This is a genomic window from Nocardia sp. CA-136227 (assembly GCF_050955695.1).
Taxonomy (GTDB): domain Bacteria; phylum Actinomycetota; class Actinomycetes; order Mycobacteriales; family Mycobacteriaceae; genus Nocardia.
Map to the genome: position 1 here is coordinate 6,104,443 of NZ_CP192081.1, position 20,703 is coordinate 6,125,145.

Consider the following 20,703-nt stretch of genomic DNA (forward strand, 5'->3'; position numbering starts at 1 on the left):
CCCCGCCCCTCTCCCCCGCCGGTAGGACAATTTCCCCGAGACGCCGCCGCCGTGCCGCCCGCACGATCCGCAGCCGTCGCCGACCGGGGAGGGATTCTCGTGACCGATGAATCATGGCGCGCCGGAACGATGTTCGGTCGCTACCGGCTCGACCGGATGATCGGCCGCGGCGGCATGGGGGAGGTGTACGAGGCCTTCGACACCGTCAAGGGACGAACCGTCGCGCTGAAGGTGCTGACCGAGCGGCTCGCCGACGATCCGCGGTTCCGGCAGCGGTTCGAGCGCGAGGCGCATGTCGCGGCCCGGCTCAAGGAAGCCCACGTCATCCCGATCCACGACTACGGCGAGATCGACGGGAAGCTGTTTCTGGACATGCGGCTCGTCGAGGGCATGAGCTTGCGAGAACTCGTCGCGGACAACGGTTTCCTGCCGCCCGCGCGCGCCGTCGCGATCATCGCGCAGGTGGCTTCCGCCCTGGACGCCGCGCACCGGGACAGCCTCGTGCACCGCGACGTGAAGCCGGACAACATCCTGGTCGCGGACGACGACTTCGTGTACCTGGTCGACTTCGGCATCGCCAATACGATGACCTCCGAACGGATGACGACGATCGGTGCGGCGATCGGTTCCTTCTCCTATATGGCCCCGGAACGATTCGCCGACAGTCGGACCACACCCGCCGCGGACACCTACGCTCTCGCCTGCGTCCTGCACGAATGCCTCACCGGGTTGAAACCCTTCCAGGCCCGGACGGCCCCGCAGCTGATGCACGCCCACCTGTACGCGCCCCCGCCCGCGCCCTCGATGATTCGGCCCGGGGTTCCGCACGCTCTCGACCAGGTGGTCGCGCGCGGTATGGCGAAGGATCCGGCCGACCGGTTCCCGACCGCGGGAATGCTGGCCGCGGCCGCCAAAACCGCCGTGGCACACGAGCCCACGCCGGGCATGACCACCATCGGGTCGATGCCGATACCGTATCCCGGTGCGCCGCAAGCAGGTCCACCGCACGCGACTGAGCCGCAGGCCGTACTTCCGCACGCGGGTCCGCCGCAGGCGCAGCCGCGTTCCCGCCGGAAGACACTGCTCGTCGGCATCGTCGTCCTCGTCGCCGCGCTGATCGCCGGGCTGGTCACCTGGCAGGCGCTACGCGGATCAGGCGGTTCGGAACCCGATCTCGCCGCGCTCGACGTCGGCCACTACGCCACCACACCCCGCAAGTTCACGGGGTCGCCCACCGTGGAAGAGGGCCGCGCACTGGCCGCGAGCGCGATCGCCGAGGGGATCCCCGACCCCTTCCAGCTCGATACCTCCCTCGATCACCGCTACGGGACCGCGCAGACGAGTCCGGCCGCCGCCGCGACCATGATCGCCGGAACCAGCACGCCGCTCACCCAGCCGGTGATGGAGAAATACGGGATGATCAGCTCCTACGGGGTGGTCGGTCTCACCAAGCGATTCTCCGATTGGACCAGCAAGCCGGAGGGCAACATGCTGCTGGTCCTGACCATGTCCTATCCGAATCCGGACGCGGCCGCCCGCGCGGCGACGGAGATGGAGGCGGTCGACTTCGCCGCCAGCCCCGACAACGTCCGGATTCCGATCGCCGGATTCGCCCAGGCGCACGCGCACTACCGGCCGACCTCCCCGACCATCGGAGCCACCTGGTCGTACCGCACCTTCGTCACCGCGGTCATCGCGGCGCTGGATGTGACGCGATTCGACGCCGGCGCCCTGGCCCAGCGCGTCGGGCAGGTGTTCACCGCCCAGTCCCCGCTGCTGGACAACGTGCGCATGGTCGTGGAGGCATCGCTGACCATGCAGACCCGCGATCCGGATCAGATGCTGCGCCGCGCGTTCGTCACCAACGACCAGCCGATCTCCCCCACGTACGACAGCATCGGCCCGCGCGCGGCGTTGTTGTGCGAGAACGCCCAAGCGCATCGGGACCGACTGTCCGAGAAGGCCGGGATCGATCGGTGCGCGAACACCACCGAGAGCAATGTGCTGCGCGCCCGCGACGAGGACGCGGCGCTGACGTTCCTCGCCGCGACGATCGAGTCCGACCGAGCCGAGTACATCAAGCGCGACATCGACTCCCCCGCCGAGCTGGGCGCGGCGCGCTGCTTCGAGGCCAAGGACGCGATCTGGGCCGGCGACGCCAACGTGCGGTTCCAGTGCGGCGTGAGGTTCGGCAGACATGTCGCCTTCGTCTGGAGCAATGACGAGCAGGACGTGCGCCGACGCGCCAACGCTCAGTACGTGATCTTGGCGAACAGTTAGGCCGACAGGCGAAACGGCCCGGCGCCAGTCGGTTCCAGGCCGTTTCGCCGCTCGGTGTACGGACGCGAACCGGTCGTTCGGGTCAGGCGACGACGGCCGCGAGGTCCGGCACCGCCGTCAGCGTGACGATCTTGCAGTCGTCGTCGAACTCGAACAGGTCGGTGGAGGCGAAGTCCGGCAGTCCTTCCACCCGGACCCGGATCTGCATGGCGGCGAACTTGCCCACGACGGTGATCGGAGTCAGCAGGCTGACCGTGAAGGGCGTGCCCTCCCGCTCGGCGAAGAATCGGCGGATCTCGTCCCGACCCCGATTGGTGTGGACGCCGATGGGTTCGTGTTGCACGGCGTCGGGCGCGAACAGGTCGACGAGAGCGTCGGTCCGGCGAGCGGTGATCAATTCGACGTAGGTCTCGACGACGGCGCAGATCTCGTCACGAGTGGGCATGGAGGGACTCCTGTTCGGTCTGACTGACATATTGGCAGCTCGGAAAATGTTCGGGTACAGGCGAATTCACGCCACGACGCCCGTTCGGCGCAGCTCGGCGAGGATGCGGTCGGCCGCGGCCTGCGGGGTGAGGGTGGTGGTGTCCAGGCGGACATCGGGGTCTTCCGGCGGCTCGTACGGCGAGTCGATGCCGGTGAAGTTGGCCAGCTCCCCGCGCCGGGCCTTTTTGTAGAGGCCCTTCGGATCCCGTTGCTCGGCAACGGTGATCGGGGTATCGACGAAGACCTCGCAGAATTGATCCGGTCCGATCAGCTCCCGGGCCGCCTCGCGTTCGGCGCGGAAGGGCGAGATGAACGACGCGAGCACGATCAGCCCGGCATCGGCCATCAATCGGGCCACTTCGGTGACCCGCCTGATGTTCTCGACCCGGTCCGCCTCGGTGAAACCGAGATCCCGGTTGAGCCCGTGGCGGACATTGTCACCGTCGAGCAGATAGGTGTGGCAGCCGAGGGCGTGCAGCCGTCGCTCGAGTTCGTTGGCGATCGTCGACTTGCCCGAACCCGACAGCCCGGTGAACCACAACACCTGCGGGCGATGGCCGTTCAGCGCCTGGCGGGCCGGACCGTCCACATCCACCGCCTGCCAATGGATATTGTCCGAACGCCGCAGCGAGTGCGCGATCATGCCCGCGCCGACCGTGGTGTTGGTCAGCCGGTCGATCAGGATGAACCCGCCGGTGTCGCGGTTGTCGGCGTAGGGATCGAACGGCACCGGCCGATCGAAACTGATGTTGCAGACGCCGATCTCGTTGAGCGCCAAGGTGTTCGTCGCCGTCTGCTCCAGCGTGTTGACGTTCACCTTGTGCTTGGGCTTGGTGATCCGGGCCTGCACGGTCATCGTCCCGATCTGGCACAGGTAGGGCCGCTCGGGGAGCATCTCGTGCTCGCCCATCCACACCAGGTGGGCCTCGAACTGGTCCGCGACGCCGGGCAGGGCGTCGGCCGCCGCCAGCACGTCACCGCGGCTGATGTCGATCTCGTCGGCGAGGGTGATGGTGACCGACTGTCCGGCGACCGCCTCGTCGAGATCGCCGTCCATCGTCACGATGCGCGCGACGGTGGACTCCTTGGCGCTGGGCAGCACCCGCAGCCGGTCGCCCGGACGCACCGAGCCGCTCACGATCTGCCCGGAGAAGCCGCGGAAGTCCAGGTCCGGCCGGTTCACCCACTGCACGGGCAAACGGAACGGGGCCTGGTGCGGATCGTCGGTGATCTCGACGGTCTCGAGGTGCTCGATCAGGGTCGGCCCCGTGTACCAGGGCGTGTTGGCGCTGCGTTCGGTCAAGTTGTCGCCGATGTACGCGGACAAGGGAATCGGGACGACATCGGTGAGTCCGATCTCGGCGGCGAAGGTGGCGTACGCGGCGGCGATCTCGTCGAAAACCTGCTGCGAGTAGTTCATCAGATCGAGCTTGTTGACCGCGAGCACGACGTGGCGGATGCCGAGCAGTGACACCAGGTACGAATGCCGGCGGGTCTGGGTGAGCACGCCCTTGCGCGCGTCGACGAGGATCACCGCCAGGTCGGCGGTCGAGGCGCCGGTGACCATATTGCGCGTGTACTGCTCGTGCCCCGGGGTGTCGGCGACGACGAACTTGCGGCGCTCGGTCGAGAAGTAGCGGTAGGCGACGTCGATCGTGATGCCCTGCTCGCGTTCCGCGGCCAAACCGTCGACCAGCAGCGCGAAGTCGAGGCCCTCGCCCTGGGTGCCGACCTTGCGGGAGTCGGCCTCGAGCGCGGTGAGCTGGTCCTCGAAGACCAGCTTCGACTCATAGAGCAGCCGCCCGATCAGGGTGGACTTGCCGTCGTCGACGCTGCCGCAGGTGATGAAGCGCAGCATCGACTTGTTCGCGTGCCGCTCCAGGTACTGCTCGATGTCGTCGGCGATCAGATTGGACGAGTGAGCCATCAGAAGTATCCTTCTTGCTTTTTCTTCTCCATCGAGGCGCTGCTGTCGTGGTCGATCACGCGGCCCTGACGCTCGGAGGTGGTGGTCAGCAACATCTCTTGAATGACGTCGGTCAAGGTTTCGGCGACGCTCTCGACAGCGCCGGTCAGCGGGTAGCAGCCGAGGGTGCGAAACCGCACGCTCTTGAGCTCGGGCTGCTCGCCCGGCCGCAGCGGCATCCGGTCGTCGTCGACCATGATCAGCGTCCCGTCCCGTTCCACGACGGGTCGCGGCGCGGCGAAATACAAAGGCACGATGGGGATCTGCTCCTGCCGGATGTACTCCCACACATCGAGTTCGGTCCAGTTCGACAGCGGGAAGACCCGCAGCGATTCACCCGGCGACTTGCGGACGTTGTACATCCGCCACAGCTCGGGACGCTGCCGCTTGGGATCCCAGCGATGCTCGGCGGAGCGGACCGAGAAGACGCGTTCCTTGGCGCGCGACTTCTCCTCGTCCCGGCGCGCGCCGCCGAACGCGGTGTCGAACCTGTAGTGGTCGAGCGCCTGCTTGAGGCCCTCGGTCTTCCACATGTCGGTGTGCGTCGCGGATCCGTGCGTGAACGGATTGATGCCCTGTTCCACGCATTCGGGGTTCTTGTGGACGATCAGGTCGAGGTCGCCTGCCGCGGCGGTCTCGTCGCGCAGCGCGTACATGTCCCGGAACTTCCAGGTGGTGTCCACGTGCAGAAGGGGGAACGGCAGCCGGGACGGATAGAAAGCCTTGCGCGCCAAGTGCAACAGCACCGCGCTGTCCTTGCCGACGGAATACAGCATCACGGGGTTCTCGCTCTCGGCGACGGCCTCCCGCATGATGTGGATGCTCTCGGCCTCGAGCCGTTCGAGATGGGTCAGGGCGAGTGTCATCGTCGGAGTTCCTCCAGGACAGCGCCGGCCAGTTCGGGGCGGCAGATCAATAGGTCGGGCAGCCAGGGGTTTTCCTGGTTGTAGTGCGGTTCGGAACCGTCGAGCCGCGAAACATGCAGTCCGGCGGCGCGCGCGACCGCGACCGGGGCCGCGGAATCCCACTCGTACTGGCCGCCGGCGTGGGCGTAGATCTCCGCCTCGCCACGGACCACGGCCATCGCCTTCGCGCCCGCCGATCCCATTTCGATCAGCGGAGCGCCAAGCGCCGCGGCCATCGCCAGCACCGGCGCGGGGCGGCGGGTTCGGCTGACCACCACGCGCGGGGCGGCGGGCAGCGGCGGGTACGCGGCGACGGGATCGGCGCTCGAGTAGGTGACGCCCAGCGCGGGCATCGCGACCGCACCGGCGGTGAGCACGCCGTTCTCGACGAGCGCTACGTGCACGGCCCAGTCGGTGCGCCCCGGCTCGCCGAACTCGCGGGTGCCGTCGAGCGGGTCGACGATCCACACCCGGTGAGCGGCCAGCCGGTCGCGATCGTCCGCGCCCTCCTCGGAGAGCACGGCGTCATCGGGAAAGCGCCGGCTCAGGGTCTCGACCAGGAATTCGTGACTGAGCCGATCGCCCAGCTCGCGGATGGCCGCGGGATCGACCCCCGCGGACAGTCCGCCGCGATGGGCGAGCAGGAGAGCACCTGCGGCAGTGGCTGTTTCAGCGGCCGCGGCGGCGTCCCGGCTACTCCTCGAGCCCCCTCGGGGGTGGGTGGGTGTATGGGCCAATTCCATTCTGAACTCCGGTCATTCGGTGATTGCGCGGGCCAGCGCACCGGCGGAGTACACGACGAGCGCGTCCTTCTCCACCAGGCCGCGGGCCCAGTTGTTGACGAGGGTGTCGGCCAGGCCCATCAGGCCCGCCCAGACGAAGGGGATGAGGGCCGGGTCGTCCCGGAGGCGCCGGCCCTCGGCGTCGGCCGCTTCCTCGAGCGCCCGGCGCAGTTCCGCGAACTGCTGATCGGTCGATTCGCGCAGGGCGCGGATCGAATCACGTTCGGTGACTTCGCTGTCGGCTTCCCGCCAGCTCGCCACCAGGTGCCCGACGCGGGCCCATTGCCGGGTCGTTTCGGGGACCACGGCGGTCAGCAGTGCGGCGACCCCTTGGTCGCGAGGCAACGATCGGACGTATTCGGTGAGCTCGAGCTGACTCTCGTGCAGGAGCATCACGAAGATGTCCTGCTTGTGGGCGAAGTACTGGTAGATCAGGCCGGTGCTGATGCGGGCCCGTTTCGCTACCGCGCGGTTGGTGAGTGCGCTGTATCCGCCTTCGTCGAGTAGTTCGGCGGCGGCGTCCAGCACGCTCCGTCGTCGTGCCTGGGCGTCGCCGTAGATCGAGTTGCTGCCCTTCGTTGCGCTCATGTTGTGACAGTAACCACAGAATGACCATTGGTCAATCTAATATTGACCAATGGTCATTCTGTGGTTACGGTCACAACCTATGAACAACCCACGTGTGAACAACGTCGTGACATACGACTTCTCGGGCAACCGGGTGCTGGTGACCGGCGGATCGAACGGGCTCGGCCTGGCCATCGCGCGCAGCTTCTCGGTTGCCGGCGCCAAGGTCACGATCACCGGCACCCGCGCGGATGCCGCCGCCTACGACCACGACCTATCCGAATTCGACTACCTGCAGTGCTCGATGACCGACCGCGACCGGATCGCCGAGATCGCGGCCGGCCTGGACGGCCTCGACGTGCTGGTCAACAACGCCGGACAGTCCCTGACCCAGAAGGGCGAATGGAACCCCGAGGTCTTCGAGGAGTCGCTCCGGGTGAACCTGGTCAGCGGCTTCCGGATGGCCACCGCGTGCCTGCCGCTGCTGCGGGCCAGCGGCCTCGACGGCGGCGCGGCCGTCGTCAACGTGGCCTCCATGGCCAGCTTCTTCGCGGTCGGCATGGTGCCGGGCTACGGCGCCGCCAAGGCCGGCATCGTGCAGATGACCAAGACCATGGGCGCCGAATGGGCGAGCAAGAACGTGCGGGTCAACGCGATCGCACCCGGACTCACGGCGACCAATATGACTGCCGCGCTGCAGAAGTACCCGGAGTACAGCAAGCCCACGCTCGACCGCACGCCCGCGCGACGCTGGGCCGACCCGATGGTCGACGTCGCTCCGGTGGCGCTGTTCCTGGCCAGTCCCGCAGCACGTTTCGTCATCGGCCAGACCCTGGCCGTCGACGGCGGCTTCTCGATTCAGGGCTGAGCACGATGACCACCACTTCTCCCGAACGGCTGCGCATCACCGACCTGCGCGATCCCGTCCTGACCGACTTCCAGCGCCAGACCTGGGCGCAGGCCGAGTCGTACCCGATTCCCCTCAACCTCGACACCGTCCTCGCGGCCGCCCGCGAACGGACCGGACTGACGGACTTCGGGCCCGACGACTTTCACGAGCGACTCTCGTTGCAGCTGAACGAGATCGACGAGGATACCAATCGCTCGCCGGTCGCTCGGCTGACCACATTCCTGAGCAGCGTCCGCTACGCCGCGAACCGGCAGCGGGTCCTCGACCTGCTGCGCCGCCATCCCGAGATCCACGACATCGAGATCACCGCTCCGATCGTCGTCGTCGGGCTGCCCAGGTCCGGAACCACGCACCTGGTCAATCTGCTCGCCGCCGACGCCCGGTTCCGGTCATTGCCGTTGTGGGAGAGCCAGGAACCACTGCCCCGGCCGGGCGACGAGATCGGCCCGGATGGTCTGGACCCGCGCATCGCGCGGTCGCAGCGCAGGTGGGACGACATGCTGGCGAAGAGCCCGCTGGTCGCCGCCATGCATCCGATGAACCCCGACCACATCCACGAGGAACTCGAACTCGAGTGCCTGGACTTCTCGAGCTACAACTTCGAGTGGGCGTCGAGCATGGCGCCGCGATGGCGCGACTACTACCTCGCGCACGACCAGCGCCCGCACTACGAGTTCCTCGCGACGATGCTCAAAGTGCTGCAGTGGCACCGTGGTCCGAACCGCTGGATCCTCAAATGCCCTCAGCACTTGGAGCAGCTCGGACCGTTGATGGACACCTTCCCCGACGCGACCGTGGTGATGACCCACCGTGATCCGGTGTCGGTGGTGCAGTCGGCGGCGACCATGAACGCCTACGGGGCCCGGATGAACTTCCACCACGTCGACGTCGACACGGTGTTCGAATACTGGGCCGACCGAGTCGCGCGACTCCTCGACGCCGGGACCCGCGATCTGGCGGCGGTGCCGGCCGAGCGCCGCATCGACGTGTTCTTCGACGAATTCATGGCCGACGACATCGGCACCGTCGAACGGATCTACGCACAGACCGGGATCGAGTTCACCGGCTTGGCCCGCGCCCAGATCGACGAGTACCTGGCGAGCCACCCGCGCGGGGTCAACGGTCAGATCGTGTACGACCTGCGCGCCGACTTCGGCCATGAACCCGCCGAACTACGAACCCGATTCGCCCACTACCTCGAGAAGTTCCCCATGAAGGCAGAAGTCAAATGAACCAGCATCTCGCACAGCAGGTCGACGAACTGATCAAGCAGCGCCCGGGCAAGTCGCTGCTCGAGCCCGAGTACACCGACAAGGCCGTCGCGATCAACGACTTCCTCTACATGTCGGGCGGCACCAGCGCGGTGTACATGATCGTCACCCCGGCCGGCCGCGTGATCGTGAACGCCGGCTGCGGATTCGAGGCGCCGCACCACCGAAAACTGTTCGACGACATCTATTCCGGGCCCACCCGGTACATCATCACGACGCAGGGCCACACCGACCATGTGGGCGGGGTGGCCGGGTTCCGGGAGCCCGGCGCGGTCTACGTGGCGAACGCGCTCAACCCGTCGGTGCAGCGCGACGATGCCCGCGTGCTGCCCCGGATGCGGCAGTGGTCGCGCGTCTGGTTCGGCTGGGACCTGGACACCGTGCGCCGCTTCGCGCAGGAGCGGCCCGACGTGCCGAACATCCAGGACGAGCCGACCCCGGACCTGATGTTCGACAAGCGGCTCGACCTCACCGTCGGCGGGATGCGGATCGAACTGCACGCCGGCGTCGGCGAGACGGTGGACGGTGCGATGGTGTGGCTGCCGCAGCATCGGATCGCACTGATCAGCAACCTGCTCGGGCCGCTGTTCGGGCACTTCCCGAACCTGAACACCATTCGCGGCCAACGGTATCGGTTCGCCGAGCCCTACCTCGAGACCATCCGGACGCTGCGGGATCTGCGGCCGCGAATGCTGATCACCGGCCGGGGCGCGCCGATCGAGGGCGAGGAATTGATCGACGCGGTGCTCGAGCGGATGTACAACGCCGTCGACCACATCCACCGCGCCACCTTGGACGGCATCAACGCGGGCAAGGACGTCGAGACGCTCATGCGGGAGGTGACCCTGCCCGGCCATCTCTTCGTCGGCCAGGGCTACGGCCTGGTCAAGTGGGGGGTCAAGACCATCTGCGAAACCTATCTGGGCTGGTTCGAGCACCGGGCGACCACCGAGCTGTACCCGGTCGCGCGCGAGCAGACCCTCGCCGACCTGGTCTCGCTCGCCGGTGCGGAAGCCGTCGGAGACCTGGCCCGCGCCCACCTCGCCGACGGGCGCGTTCCGGAGGCCACCGCGCTGGCCGAGGCCGTCATCGCGCACCTCCCCGACGACCCGGCGGGCACCGCGTTGCTGCTCGACTGCCACCGAGCCCTGCTCGCGGATCCCGTGACGGCGGAGAACTTCTGGGAGTCGGGCTGGCTGAAACACCGCATCGGCGTGCTCGAACGGCAGGACTCCCGGACGGGTTAGGTCGCGGATTCGCTGTCGCGCGTCCGTGACATGCGTCCGGACGCGCGACGCCATCCCGACGGCCGAAGCCACCAGTCGCCCAGCAGAATTCGGTGGCCGCCGACCTGAATCAAGGTCGGCGGCCACCGCGCTGCTACGGACGGAACGGATACACGCGGGTCGGCGGCGCGCAACGACAGCACGCACGGCAATGCGGCGAGCGGGTCACCGCTCGCCGCATTCGCCCGCCACGACTTCCTATTTCGAGCTGGTGGATTCGTTTGCGGTGGTGGCGGATTCGAGTCGTCGGCGAACCTCCGGCAGCACGTTGTCGGTCAGCAGGTGCACGCTCTTCCAGGCTTCGTCGAGGGGCATGCCGCCGATCAGGGGGTGCAGGGTCACCGCCGCTCGCGGGCCGCCCGTGACGAGTTCGTCGATCAGCTGGTCCGGGGTCACCACCCGGTAGCGGCCCGAGGCCTTCACTTCCTCGATGCCGGTGACCCCGCGCACGTGCATGACCGATCGCATGTCGGGGGCGGCCCACGCGCCGTATTCGACGGCCTCCCACATGATGTGCTCGCCCAGCTCGGCCCAGGCCTTGTCCGGGTCCTCGTGCACGAAGACCATGCCGGGCCGGTGTTCGGCCACCATGTGCACCCGGGGCTTGATCCCGGCCTCGGCGCACAGGTTCCGGTAGTACGCCATCAGGTCGGGCAGGTAGTCGGAGAGCTGCAGGGGCAGGCCGAAGCGGACCGCGCGCCGGGCGGTCGCCTCGGCCGAACCGCCGACCATGATCAGGCGTTCCGGCGGGCTGATCGGGCGCGGGGTGATCTCGACGCGCTCGCCGCCGCGTTCGACGGGGTCGCCGCGCCACGCGGTGAGCAGGGTGTCGAGCAGTTCGTCCATCAGTCGCCCGCGGCGGCGAAAGTCCTTGCCCAGCGCGGCGTATTCGATCGGCCGGTAGCCGAGTCCGAGGATGACCGTCATCCGGCCGCCGCCGACCTGGTCGACGACGGCGATGTCCTCGGCGAGGCGGACCGGATCGTAGAGCGGGCCGAGGGCGGCGGAGATGATGACGCGGATCCGCTCGGTGGCGGCCATGATCATGCCGGCCTCGAGGATCGGGTTGGCGCTCCAGCCGAACCCGCTGGCGTGGTGCTCGTCGAGGCTGATGGCGTTGATCCCGTGGCTGTCGCCCCAGCGGGCCATCTCGAGCGCGGTCCGGAAGATCTCCGCCTGGGCGGTGGGCTGCGGGTCCGGGAGCGCGAAGGTGAACCGCAGTTGTGCTTCAACCATGTCTATTTTCCGTTCTTTCCGCTCACCAGCGCCCGCGGTTGCGATCGTCGCAGGTGAGGGCCGTATTCGACCCCCGTTCGAGGGTTCTCCGATCGAGGCGAGCCGACCGTAGCACAACCTTTGAACAGTGTTCAACGGTGAGTTACGCTGAGTGGGTGACCGATTCCGATGTCGTCGAGATGCGCAGGACCCAGATCCTCGAGGCGGCCGCGAGCCTGCTCGAGCAGCACGGCTACGCGGGCCTGTCCATCCGGCGGCTCGCGACCGAGGTCGGCATGAGCGTCGGCCTGATGTACCACTACTTCGCCGACAAGCACGCGGTGTTCGACGCGCTGATGCAGAACGAACAGCGTGAGCTGACGGAGTTCCTGCGGGACGCGCCGCGCACGGGCGGCGTGGACGGGCTGCTGCGGGACCTGGTGCCCCACACGAACCGGCAGTGGCGGCGAGCCGGGCGGATGGCGGCGGTCTGGCGGGTGGAACGTACCGAGAATCCCCATGAACCACACGATCAGCTGTTGCGGATCGCGAGAGCGCAGTTCGCCGCGCTGCGCGAGGCACTCGCCGAAGCCGCCGCGGCATCGGGGCGGCGGCTGCGCGCCGAGCCGGAGATCATTCCCGCGGTGTGGGCCGGACTGATGGGCCTGGCCGATCTCACCGTGCACGGGTGGGTGCACGACATCGACTACGACGCGCTGGTCGATCTCACCGTCACCGGTCTCAGCAGGCAAATCCTCGAAGTGGAGTGAAGGACCGGTTTACCGGTCCTTCCACCGATTACACCGGCGAGGAAATTGCTTCGCCTATCGAACAGTTTGTTCGACATTCAGTTTCTTCGCGCTATTGACACGTAGCCGCGCAGACACCACACTTCTTCCGAATAATGTATCGAACACCACGTTCGATTTTGAGTGTGGCGAGCGGCACCCCCGTTCGCACCGGTCAGCACCGGTGCGCAGCTGCCGGGCATCCGCACTCCGCGATCAGGGGGGCGGGCCACCGCATGGCGAATACGAGGAGGTGTGCGTGTCCGTAGTCAGGGAACCGGCGCGCCGTCAGGCAGGATCGGCCCGCATCGGATCGGCTCCGCTGCGGGCGCTGCGCGAGAACGCCGCCGACACCGTGCTGTCCAGCCTGGGCACGCTGGGCCGGGCCGCGCGCTCGGGATTCGTGGCGACGCGGGTGGTCGCCGAGGATCTGGCGCGTCTGCGGTTCCAGTGGCGAGAAGCGATGCAGCAGGCCTGGTTTCTGATCACCGTGTCGGCGCTTCCGGGGGTGCTGATGGCCGTCCCGTTCGGGGTCATCGTGTCCGCGCAGGTCGGCAATGTGGTGCATCAGCTGGGAGCGAATTCGCTGATCGGCGCGGCCGGGGGCCTCGGTGTGATCAAACAGGGCGCGCCGCTGGCCACCGGGCTGCTGCTGGGCGGCGCGGGTGCGGCGGCCATCGCGGCGGATCTGGGCGCGCGCACGATTCGTGAAGAGGTCGACGCCATGCGGGTGATGGGCATCGATCCGGTGCAACGCCTGGTCGCGCCCCGGATGGTGGCGATGCTGTTCGTCGCGCCACTGCTCAATATTCTGATCCTGGTCGTCGGCATGGTCGCGGGCTACATCGTCGCCATTGCCGCGCTGGGGGTGACGCCCGGCAGTTATTGGGAATCGTTCGGCGCGTTCGCGACTCCGGTGGACGTGTGGGTGTCGCTGATCAAATCGGTGATCTTCGGATATCTGGTCGTGGTCATCGCCTGCCAGCGCGGGCTGGAGGCGAGGGGCGGGCCGCGCGGGGTGGCGGACGGGGTGAACGCCGCCGTGATCCTGTCGGTGGTCTCGATCGCCGTGGTCAACACCGCCATCACGCAGGTGGTCACCATGTTCTTTCCGACCCGGGTGGCCTGATGGCCGCCACCTACACTCCGCCGCTGCTGCGGCCGACTCGCCGCGTGCTGAGCCGGGTACCCCTGTGGGCTCCGCTCGAGACCCTGGGTTTCATGCTCGGCTTCACCTGGCAGGTGCTGTCGGCGATCCCGTTGACGCTGAGTCACTATCGCGCGCAGGTGATGCGCACGATCACGGACATGACGTGGGGTCGCGGCTCGGTCATCGTGGGCGGCGGCACCGCCGCGGTCATGGTGGTGATGGGCGCTGCCGTCGGCGCATCGCTGGGAATCGAGGCCTACAGCGCACTCGATACCGTTGCGCTGGGCCAGATCTCGGGTCTGGTGTCGGCGTTCGCCAATACCCGCGAACTCGCACCGATCGCGGCGGGGGTGGGTTTCGCCGCGCAGGCGGGCTGCCGGATGACCGCCGAGATCGGCTCCATGCGCATATCCGAGGAGATCGACGCGATCGAATCGCTCGGCATCCGGTCGATTCCGTTCGTTGTGACCACACGGGTGATCGCGGCCATCGCCTCGATCGTGCCGACCTTCCTGATCGCGCTCATCGTGAGTTACGTGTCGGCGGCGCTGGTGGTCACCACCTTCCACGGCGAGTCCCCCGGCGTCTACCAGCACTACTTCACCACCTTCGTGCTGAGCTGGGATGTGGTGGCGGCGGTGATCAAGGTGGCGGTGTTCGCCGTCGCGGTCATCCTGATCCATTGCTACCAAGGGTTTTTCGCCGTCGGCGGGCCCGAGGGGGTGGGCATCGCCTCCGGGCGCGCGATTCGGGCCAGCCTGGTCGCCATCATCACCCTCGACATGCTCATGACCATCGTCCTGTGGGGATTCACCTCCCCCGTCACATTCTCGGGGTGAGCGACTGATGCCCGCATACGGATTACCCGGAGTCACCACGACTCCCGGCCGGGCCCGCCGTTCCGGTCTGCTCGCGGCCGCCCTGGCCGCCACCGTGCTGATCGGCTGGCAGGCGGTGCCGAAACGCGCCGATCCCGGCACCGTCACCGTCGACCTGGTCACCGCGCGGGTCGGCACCGGCATCGAGCCGGGCAGTCCGGTGCGAGCCGACGGCGTGCAGGTCGGCGAGGTCAGGGCGCTCGCCCAAGACGGACTCGGCCGGCAGCGCATCACGCTGCGGCTCAGCGAATCCCAGCTGCGCGGGCTCACCGACGCACTGAGTCTGGACTACGCGCCGGGCAACCTGTTCGGCATCAGCGAGATCGAGCTGCACCCGGGCGCGGGCGGACGGCCGCTGCGCGAGGTCGCCCAGGTCGATCTGACCGGTGACAATGGCGCGCGCACCAACGACGCCACCCTGTCCACGCTGTTGCGCTCGCTGGGACAGCTGACCGGTGAAGTGCTGACGCCGCAACTGATCTCGGTGCTGCGGCAGATCTCCGACGACACCCGCGCCTTCGCACCGCTGTTCCAGGCGATCGTCTCGATGGTCCAGTCGGTCGCCGACACCCAGCAACTGCCGCCCTCGCTACTGCTGAACCGGTACGGCAGCGCGCTGGCCGGACTACCGCCCACGCTGACAGGACTGCTGGACGTGCTCAATGGCGCTTTCTCCAATCAATATCTGGGTCAGGACGGCAAGATCGCGAAGTTCGACGCCAATGTGAACATGATCAAGGACGACCTGCTGGGGGCCCTGGTCCGGGTGCTGAACGCGGGTGACGCGCACTATTCCGGGCTCACGGCCGCGCTCACCCCGATCCTGAGCGGCTTGGCCGCGACCGTCCCCGATCCGGCCGCGGCAGGTGCGGATCTCACGCTGCTGCTACAGCGATTACGCGCTGCCCTGCCCGATACGCCGGGCGGACCGGTTCTGAATCTGGCGGTGGACCTGCGCGGCGTACCCGGCCTGGCGATTCCGCTGGTGGCGGCGCTCGCCCCGCCGACGGCGGCGTCGGTGCCGCAGCTGCCTGGAGGTGCCCGATGAAATCCGTTCCGTCCCTGCTGTTGCGGCTCGCCGCCTGCACCGCTGCCATGGGGTTGCTGCTGTACGGCGTCCTCCAAGCACTCGACCGTCCGGTCGCGGGCGGCACCACCACCTACTCCGCGGTTTTCACCGACGCGAACGGCCTGCGTGCGGGAAACGATGTGCGCCTCTTCGGCGTCCGGGTGGGCAAGGTCAGCTCGCTGGCCCTGGACGGCACGAAGGCCAAGGTCGTCTTCACCCTCGACCGCGATCGCACCATCTACGGCAACACCACACTGGCCATTCGATATCAGAGCCTCACCGGCGCACGGTATCTCGACATACAGCAGGCCGAACAACCCGGACAGCGCGTCGACCCGGCCCGCATCATCGGGGTGGAGCACACCGTCCCCGCCTTCGACGTCACCACGCTGTTCAACGGTTTGCAGCCGGTGCTGGCCGAGCTGAGCCCGGCCGATCTGAATCAGTTCGCGACCGGCATGCTCGGGGTCATCGAAGGCAATGGCACCGGGCTGGGTCCGGCGCTGGGGGCCATCGAGACGCTGTCGCGGTACACCACCGACCGGCAGGCGGTCATCTCCCTGCTGGTGCGGAATCTGGCCGTCATCGCCGAGCGGATCGGCGGCAGTTCCGGCAACGCCATGACCATGCTGTCGCGGCTCACCGATCTGTTCGCGACGCTGCAGGAGCGGGTGGGCGGCCTGATCGACTTCAGTCTCACCATCCCCCCGGTGCTGGTCCCCGCTCGGAGCCTGCTGCGTACCGTCGGCCTCACCGGGGATCCGAACGCCGATCTGAATCGTCTGGTGAAGAACGCCTTCCCGGATACCGGGCAGGCTCTCGACGTGCTCGGCCGGCTGCCCGGACTGCTGCAATCACTGTCGGCGCTCATCCCGGCGAGCGGGTCCGAGGTGAACCGGGCCTGCGGCCACGGCGCCGCCCCGGCCCCCGCGCCGCTCCAGGTCCTGATCAGCGGACAAAGGATCGCTCTGTGCAACAACTGACCCTCCCGAAACCACTGTTCCGCGTGGGCCGCAAGCCGCCGCCGAACGAGCGGCAGCAGCGGCGGATCGAATTGCGCTGGGGCATAGTCACGCTCGTCGCCGTTCTGGTGGCGGCGACCGGCATCGCGGTGCTGTCGCTGGTGCGCACCGGGGTCAGCACCTACACCGCCTACCTCGGCGACGCCGCCGCGCTGCGGGTCGGCGACGAGGTGCGCACCGCCGGCATCACGGTCGGCGAGGTGCGGTCGCTGGATCTCGAATCCAACCGGGTGCGCATGACTTTCACGGTCGACAAGGACGTGTTCGTCGGCCAGGAGACGACCCTCGATGTCCGGATGCTGACCATTGTCGGCGGGCACTATCTGGCGCTGCTGCCCGCCGGAACCCAACCGCTGGGGACACGTCCGATCCCGGCCGACCGGGTGGTGCTCCCCTACAGTCTGACCCGCCTGTTCCAGGACGCCGTCACCCCCGTCGATCAGATCGACGGCGACACCTTGCGCCGCAATTTCGGCGCGCTCACCACCGCCGTGGACGGCAGCCCGGACGGCTTCCGCCGCATGCTCACCGCCGTGGACAGCATTGTCGGAATGCTGAACAAGCAGAACTCCGATGTGTCCCGCGCCCTCGGCGTCGCCGACGAATACCTTTCCGCGCTGGCTGCCAACAAGGCGGTCCTGGGTCGCTTGATCACGAAGTTCCGGCTGCTGGAGACACTGGTGGCGGATAACAAGGTCGCCGTCGGCGCCTCGCTGAACGATCTGGCCGCCGTGGTGTCGCAGGCCGCTCCGATCGCCAGACTGTGGACCGCCGAACTGAAACCGCTCGCCGCGCCGGTCGCCGACGCCGCGGCACGGCTCGGTGAACTGGGCGCGAAGCTGGGCGACCTGCTCGAATCCATCCGTGCCTTCGGCTCTCGGCTGCTGCCACTGGCCACCGTGCAGGGACTGTCGGCCGACCAGTCCGCGACAACCATTTCCGCACCGGCACTGTGCATTCCGATACCGGGCAGGGGTTGCTGATGCTCACCAGACTGTTCGCTTCCCGCGGATTCCTCTCCTTCGGCCTCATCGCGACCCTGCTGGCGGCGTCGGCGCTGGGCTATCAGCTGCTGCACCCCACCCCGAAGATGCGGTCCTACTGCGCCGAAATGCCGGATGCCATCGGACTTTACGAGGGCAGTGAGGTCACCGTCATGGGTGTGCGGGTGGGCCGGGTGACCGGCATCGACAACAACGGCGCGACCGCGCGGGTGCGTTTCGAGCTCCCCGCGAATCGCAAGCTCGCACTCGACGCCGGGGCCACCACGCTCGCCGACGCCCTGGTCGCCGATCGCAAGCTCGCCGTCATCGGCGCGGAACCGGCGGGGGCGGGGTGGGATTCGAGCAAGTGCCTCACCAAGACGCTCACCCCGAAGAGCCTCAGTCAGACCTTTGCCGCATTGTCGAAGCTCGCCGACGAACTGAACGGGGCGTCGGATCCGGCGCATCCGAAGATGATCGAAAACGGTGTGGCCGCACTGGATCACCTGTCCGCCGATACCGGTGCGCAGATCAACGCCATCATCGGTCAGCTCGGCACCGCATTGAACGCCCCCGATGCCGCCATCGGCCACATCGGCGGGCTGCTCGACGCGCTGAGCTCGCTCTCGCACAGCGCCGCGACAAATTGGGCCGATGTCAAGGACATGCTGTTGCGGCTGACCCAAGCGCTCGACGACGTCAACAATCTGGCCGTGCCGCCCGTGCTGACCTTCCTGCAGAAGATGGCCGACGTCCTGCCCGCGCTCAACGACCTCACCGTCATGTTCGGCGGACCGCTGCTGCACAGCCTGGAGTCGGTGCAGAACCTGCCGCAGTTGCTACGGGCCGGAGTGGACAGCCTGCGTGGGCTGCTCGCCATGACGCCCGCCTTGACCTCGGCGTTCACCAACTCCGTCGATCCGGAGACCAGAGCGGTGACGCTGGCCTACGCGCCGCCCCGGATAGCGGTGCGCACGCCCGACGCCCAGCAGGTGTGCGCGGCGATCAATGTGGTGACCGCCGGTGCCTGCACCGACGCCGGCTCCGGCCTGGTGAATCTGCCACTGGCCCAACTAGTTCTCGGATCGGTGGGAGCACGATGACACGCCTTTCAGTGCGTCGCGGAGCGATCGCCACGCTGACCGTCGCCGTGTTGGCCGCAGGCGGCTGCGGTTTCGATCCGGCCACCGTCCCGGTACCCGGCACCGGCGTATCCGGGGCCTCGTACGCCCTGCACATCCAATTCGCGAACGCGCTGAATCTGCCGCCGGGCGCGAAGGTGATCGCCGACGGCGTGCCGGTCGGCAATCTCACCGGTCTGCACATCGTCGACGAGAACCCTTCCGCGCGTGGCTATGTCGTCGCCGATGTCGAGGTGCGGGCCGCGGTGCGCCTGCCCGGCGATCTCACCGCCGAACTGCGCCAGGCCACCCCGCTCGGCGATGTGCACATCGCGCTGGTCTCGACGCCGGGCAGCACGGCCGCGCCGCTGGCCCCCGATGCCACCATCCCGCTGGCCCACACCCAGCAGGCGGTGCAGGTGGAAGACACCATGGCGGGGCTGGCCACCGCGTTGGGCAGCGGCGCGGTCTCCTCCATTCAGAACACCATGCGGCAGATCAACTCCGCGTTGCCGCCCGATCCGCGCGAGACCGCGCGCATCTTCGGCGTACTGGGCGCGGATCTCACCGACGTGGCCGGCGATCTGGGCACCCTCGATCAGCTCTTGAACGGGCTGAACGCGGTCGAGACCAGCGTCGGGGACTATCTGCCGACCCTGCAGCGCATGCTCACCGATGACGGCACCGCCCACGTGGTGGCGGCGACCCAGTCGGTGATCGGGGTGTTGTTCATCTTCACCAATATGGCGCCGGTCGCGCACAGCGCGGTCTGGCTCGCGCCGCTGGTTGCGGCGACCGATGCGGCGGCGCGGGCGTATGTGCCGATGCTGTTCGGTCAGCGGCCGTTGAATCTCGATGAACCGTCGAATCTGAAGATGCTGGTGGATCTCGTTCAGAACAAACTCATTCCCTTCGCCGAACACGGGCCGAAGGTGAATCTCACCGGAGTCTCGGTAACGGAAGCCGGTTCGCCCGCCGACCGGACCGATCGTGTCATCGGGACCCTGCGCATGATCGGAGCCGTGCGATGAGCCGCGCGACCGGACGCATAAAGCCCGCGTCGATCGCTTCGCTGGGCGCGCTGCTGGCGGTGCTGGTGCTCGGCATCGCGTATCTGACCTTCGGGGTGCTGCGCGCCGAGCCTTTCGCCCACTACACCACCGCGCGGCTGCTGGTCCACGGTTCCGGGGGCGTGAATCCGGGAACCCCGGTGCTGCTCACCGGAATTCGCGTCGGACGGGTCACCGAGGTGAGCAGGGAGGCCGATGGCGTGCGCATCGAGCTGCGGATCTCCGGCGATCACCGGATCCCGGCCGCCAGCGACATTCGCATCGAGAATCTGTCCGCGCTCGGCGAGCCCTACATCGAATTCCGGCCGACCGACGATCGGGGCCCCTACCTGAGCGACGGTCAGGTGCTCGATACGCGGAAGCTGGCAGCGCCGGTGCTGATCCCCGAATTGTCGGTGCGCGCAGTCGAATTCGTCGCACAGCTGGATCCGGCGCGCATCAGTTCGCTGACGGCCACCCTGGATCGCGCCCTGCGGGGCACCGAGGCGCAGATGCCGCGCTTGCAGCGCGCCACCACCCTGCTGGCGGCCACCATTCTCAGCCGCACCGATACCTTCCGGCAGCTGCTGACCGACCTGCAGACCATGGGCGCGGACATGGACTGGACCGGTCCCACGCTGGCCACCTCGGGTCCGTACTGGAGCCAGTTCGGCACCCGCATCGACCAGCTGATCAACGACGCGTCAACACTTTTCGAGGTCGGCGACGCCCCGCACGACTACCTGAACGGCGATGGAGTCGTGCCGGTCCTGAACCGGCTGGCCGACCTGATGACCCGGCTCGGCCCCGACATGGCCGAGTTGGCCCCGATTCTCGCACCGCTCACCGCCGAGGCCACACCGGTGCTCGGCCGCCTGGATATCGGCGCGCTGATCTCCCAGGCAGTGAATTCGGTCGGCGCGGAAGGTGCGATCCACCTGCGCGTCGATCTGAAGTAACCCACCAAGAAGGACA

Annotated in this window: 19 protein-coding genes; 13 read left to right on the forward strand and 6 right to left on the reverse strand. The window is 67.9% G+C overall.

From position 1 onward, the window contains the following. Positions 1-99: 99 nt before the first annotated feature. Positions 100-2,280, forward strand: a complete 2,181-nt coding sequence (locus ACQP06_RS28355) for a protein kinase domain-containing protein (RefSeq protein ID WP_433667648.1) — start codon at positions 100-102, stop codon at positions 2,278-2,280. An 82-nt stretch (positions 2,281-2,362) separates the two neighbouring features. Here ACQP06_RS28355 and ACQP06_RS28360 read toward each other — a convergent pair whose 3' ends face one another. The 5 genes from ACQP06_RS28360 to ACQP06_RS28380 form a co-directional block, all read right to left on the reverse strand. Continuing rightward, complete coding sequence (locus ACQP06_RS28360) at positions 2,363-2,725, reverse strand: nuclear transport factor 2 family protein (protein WP_433667650.1); 363 nt, start codon at positions 2,723-2,725, stop codon at positions 2,363-2,365. Between the two features lie 66 nt (positions 2,726-2,791). Beyond that, complete coding sequence (gene cysN, locus ACQP06_RS28365) at positions 2,792-4,693, reverse strand: sulfate adenylyltransferase subunit CysN (protein ID WP_433667652.1); 1,902 nt, start codon at positions 4,691-4,693, stop codon at positions 2,792-2,794. Further along, entirely contained in the window at positions 4,693-5,598 is a 906-nt protein-coding gene (gene cysD / locus ACQP06_RS28370) for a sulfate adenylyltransferase subunit CysD (RefSeq protein ID WP_433667654.1), read from the reverse strand. Before cysD ends, cysN begins: the two co-directional genes overlap by 1 nt. Further along, complete coding sequence (locus tag ACQP06_RS28375; RefSeq protein ID WP_433667656.1) at positions 5,595-6,380, reverse strand: 3'(2'),5'-bisphosphate nucleotidase CysQ; 786 nt, start codon at positions 6,378-6,380, stop codon at positions 5,595-5,597. The genes cysD and ACQP06_RS28375 overlap by 4 nt, the downstream gene beginning before the upstream one ends. A 12-nt stretch (positions 6,381-6,392) precedes the next feature. Next, positions 6,393-7,007 (reverse strand): TetR/AcrR family transcriptional regulator, encoded by a 615-nt coding sequence (locus tag ACQP06_RS28380; protein WP_433667658.1) that lies wholly within the window; start codon positions 7,005-7,007, stop codon positions 6,393-6,395. Positions 7,008-7,086: 79 nt separating this feature from the next. Between ACQP06_RS28380 and ACQP06_RS28385 the strand changes: the two genes are divergently transcribed. Genes ACQP06_RS28385 through ACQP06_RS28395 form a run of 3 tightly spaced genes read left to right on the forward strand, consistent with a single transcriptional unit; the run spans position 7,087 to position 10,414 of the window. Continuing rightward, entirely contained in the window at positions 7,087-7,854 is a 768-nt protein-coding gene (locus tag ACQP06_RS28385; RefSeq protein WP_433667660.1) for an SDR family NAD(P)-dependent oxidoreductase, read from the forward strand. A gap of 5 nt (positions 7,855-7,859) precedes the next feature. Continuing rightward, entirely contained in the window at positions 7,860-9,128 is a 1,269-nt protein-coding gene (locus tag ACQP06_RS28390) for a sulfotransferase family protein (protein WP_433667662.1), read from the forward strand. Further along, positions 9,125-10,414 carry an alkyl sulfatase dimerization domain-containing protein gene (locus ACQP06_RS28395; protein WP_433667663.1) on the forward strand — a complete coding sequence of 430 codons (1,290 nt, stop codon included), beginning with the start codon at positions 9,125-9,127 and terminating at the stop codon, positions 10,412-10,414. The genes ACQP06_RS28390 and ACQP06_RS28395 overlap by 4 nt, the downstream gene beginning before the upstream one ends. A 237-nt stretch (positions 10,415-10,651) precedes the next feature. On the opposite strand, the gene ACQP06_RS28400 is transcribed toward ACQP06_RS28395, so the two are convergent. Continuing rightward, positions 10,652-11,689: an LLM class flavin-dependent oxidoreductase gene (locus ACQP06_RS28400; protein WP_433667665.1), complete on the reverse strand. Its 1,038-nt coding sequence runs from the start codon at positions 11,687-11,689 to the stop codon at positions 10,652-10,654. Between the two features lie 155 nt (positions 11,690-11,844). On the opposite strand from ACQP06_RS28400, the gene ACQP06_RS28405 reads away from it, so the two are divergent. The 9 genes from ACQP06_RS28405 to ACQP06_RS28445 all read left to right on the forward strand — a co-directional run bounded on the left by ACQP06_RS28405 (position 11,845) and on the right by ACQP06_RS28445 (position 20,687). Beyond that, positions 11,845-12,438, forward strand: a complete 594-nt coding sequence (locus ACQP06_RS28405) for a TetR/AcrR family transcriptional regulator (protein ID WP_433667667.1) — start codon at positions 11,845-11,847, stop codon at positions 12,436-12,438. Positions 12,439-12,778: 340 nt separating this feature from the next. Next, positions 12,779-13,585, forward strand: coding sequence for an ABC transporter permease (locus ACQP06_RS28410; RefSeq protein ID WP_433673445.1), 807 nt, complete (start codon positions 12,779-12,781; stop codon positions 13,583-13,585). Next, a complete protein-coding gene (locus ACQP06_RS28415; RefSeq protein WP_433673446.1) occupies positions 13,582-14,445 on the forward strand; it encodes an ABC transporter permease in 864 nt (287 codons plus the stop codon). The genes ACQP06_RS28410 and ACQP06_RS28415 overlap by 4 nt, the downstream gene beginning before the upstream one ends. Before the next feature lie 7 nt (positions 14,446-14,452). Beyond that, a complete protein-coding gene (locus ACQP06_RS28420) occupies positions 14,453-15,532 on the forward strand; it encodes an MlaD family protein (RefSeq protein WP_433667669.1) in 1,080 nt (359 codons plus the stop codon). Continuing rightward, positions 15,529-16,536, forward strand: coding sequence for an MlaD family protein (locus tag ACQP06_RS28425; RefSeq protein WP_433667670.1), 1,008 nt, complete (start codon positions 15,529-15,531; stop codon positions 16,534-16,536). The genes ACQP06_RS28420 and ACQP06_RS28425 overlap by 4 nt, the downstream gene beginning before the upstream one ends. Further along, entirely contained in the window at positions 16,524-17,558 is a 1,035-nt protein-coding gene (locus tag ACQP06_RS28430; RefSeq protein ID WP_433667672.1) for an MlaD family protein, read from the forward strand. Before ACQP06_RS28425 ends, ACQP06_RS28430 begins: the two co-directional genes overlap by 13 nt. Continuing rightward, positions 17,558-18,661 (forward strand): MlaD family protein, encoded by a 1,104-nt coding sequence (locus tag ACQP06_RS28435; RefSeq protein WP_433667674.1) that lies wholly within the window; start codon positions 17,558-17,560, stop codon positions 18,659-18,661. The genes ACQP06_RS28430 and ACQP06_RS28435 overlap by 1 nt, the downstream gene beginning before the upstream one ends. Continuing rightward, a complete protein-coding gene (locus ACQP06_RS28440) occupies positions 18,658-19,710 on the forward strand; it encodes an MlaD family protein (protein WP_433667676.1) in 1,053 nt (350 codons plus the stop codon). The genes ACQP06_RS28435 and ACQP06_RS28440 overlap by 4 nt, the downstream gene beginning before the upstream one ends. Next, positions 19,707-20,687, forward strand: a complete 981-nt coding sequence (locus ACQP06_RS28445; RefSeq protein ID WP_433667678.1) for an MlaD family protein — start codon at positions 19,707-19,709, stop codon at positions 20,685-20,687. Before ACQP06_RS28440 ends, ACQP06_RS28445 begins: the two co-directional genes overlap by 4 nt. Positions 20,688-20,703: the final 16 nt, after the last annotated feature.

What these genes read in the sequence shown, in the direction of transcription:
- ACQP06_RS28360 (WP_433667650.1), bottom strand. Translation starts at nt 2,725, where the DNA reads ATGCCCACTCGTGACGAGATCTGCGCCGTCGTCGAGACCTACGTCGAA.
- cysN (WP_433667652.1), bottom strand. Translation starts at nt 4,693, where the DNA reads ATGGCTCACTCGTCCAATCTGATCGCCGACGACATCGAGCAGTACCTG.
- cysD (WP_433667654.1), bottom strand. Translation starts at nt 5,598, where the DNA reads ATGACACTCGCCCTGACCCATCTCGAACGGCTCGAGGCCGAGAGCATC.
- ACQP06_RS28375 (WP_433667656.1), bottom strand. Translation starts at nt 6,380, where the DNA reads ATGGAATTGGCCCATACACCCACCCACCCCCGAGGGGGCTCGAGGAGT.
- ACQP06_RS28380 (WP_433667658.1), bottom strand. Translation starts at nt 7,007, where the DNA reads ATGAGCGCAACGAAGGGCAGCAACTCGATCTACGGCGACGCCCAGGCA.
- ACQP06_RS28385 (WP_433667660.1), top strand. Translation starts at nt 7,087, where the DNA reads ATGAACAACCCACGTGTGAACAACGTCGTGACATACGACTTCTCGGGC.
- ACQP06_RS28390 (WP_433667662.1), top strand. Translation starts at nt 7,860, where the DNA reads ATGACCACCACTTCTCCCGAACGGCTGCGCATCACCGACCTGCGCGAT.
- ACQP06_RS28395 (WP_433667663.1), top strand. Translation starts at nt 9,125, where the DNA reads ATGAACCAGCATCTCGCACAGCAGGTCGACGAACTGATCAAGCAGCGC.
- ACQP06_RS28400 (WP_433667665.1), bottom strand. Translation starts at nt 11,689, where the DNA reads ATGGTTGAAGCACAACTGCGGTTCACCTTCGCGCTCCCGGACCCGCAG.
- ACQP06_RS28420 (WP_433667669.1), top strand. Translation starts at nt 14,453, where the DNA reads ATGCCCGCATACGGATTACCCGGAGTCACCACGACTCCCGGCCGGGCC.
- ACQP06_RS28425 (WP_433667670.1), top strand. Translation starts at nt 15,529, where the DNA reads ATGAAATCCGTTCCGTCCCTGCTGTTGCGGCTCGCCGCCTGCACCGCT.
- ACQP06_RS28435 (WP_433667674.1), top strand. Translation starts at nt 17,558, where the DNA reads ATGCTCACCAGACTGTTCGCTTCCCGCGGATTCCTCTCCTTCGGCCTC.
- ACQP06_RS28440 (WP_433667676.1), top strand. Translation starts at nt 18,658, where the DNA reads ATGACACGCCTTTCAGTGCGTCGCGGAGCGATCGCCACGCTGACCGTC.
- ACQP06_RS28445 (WP_433667678.1), top strand. Translation starts at nt 19,707, where the DNA reads ATGAGCCGCGCGACCGGACGCATAAAGCCCGCGTCGATCGCTTCGCTG.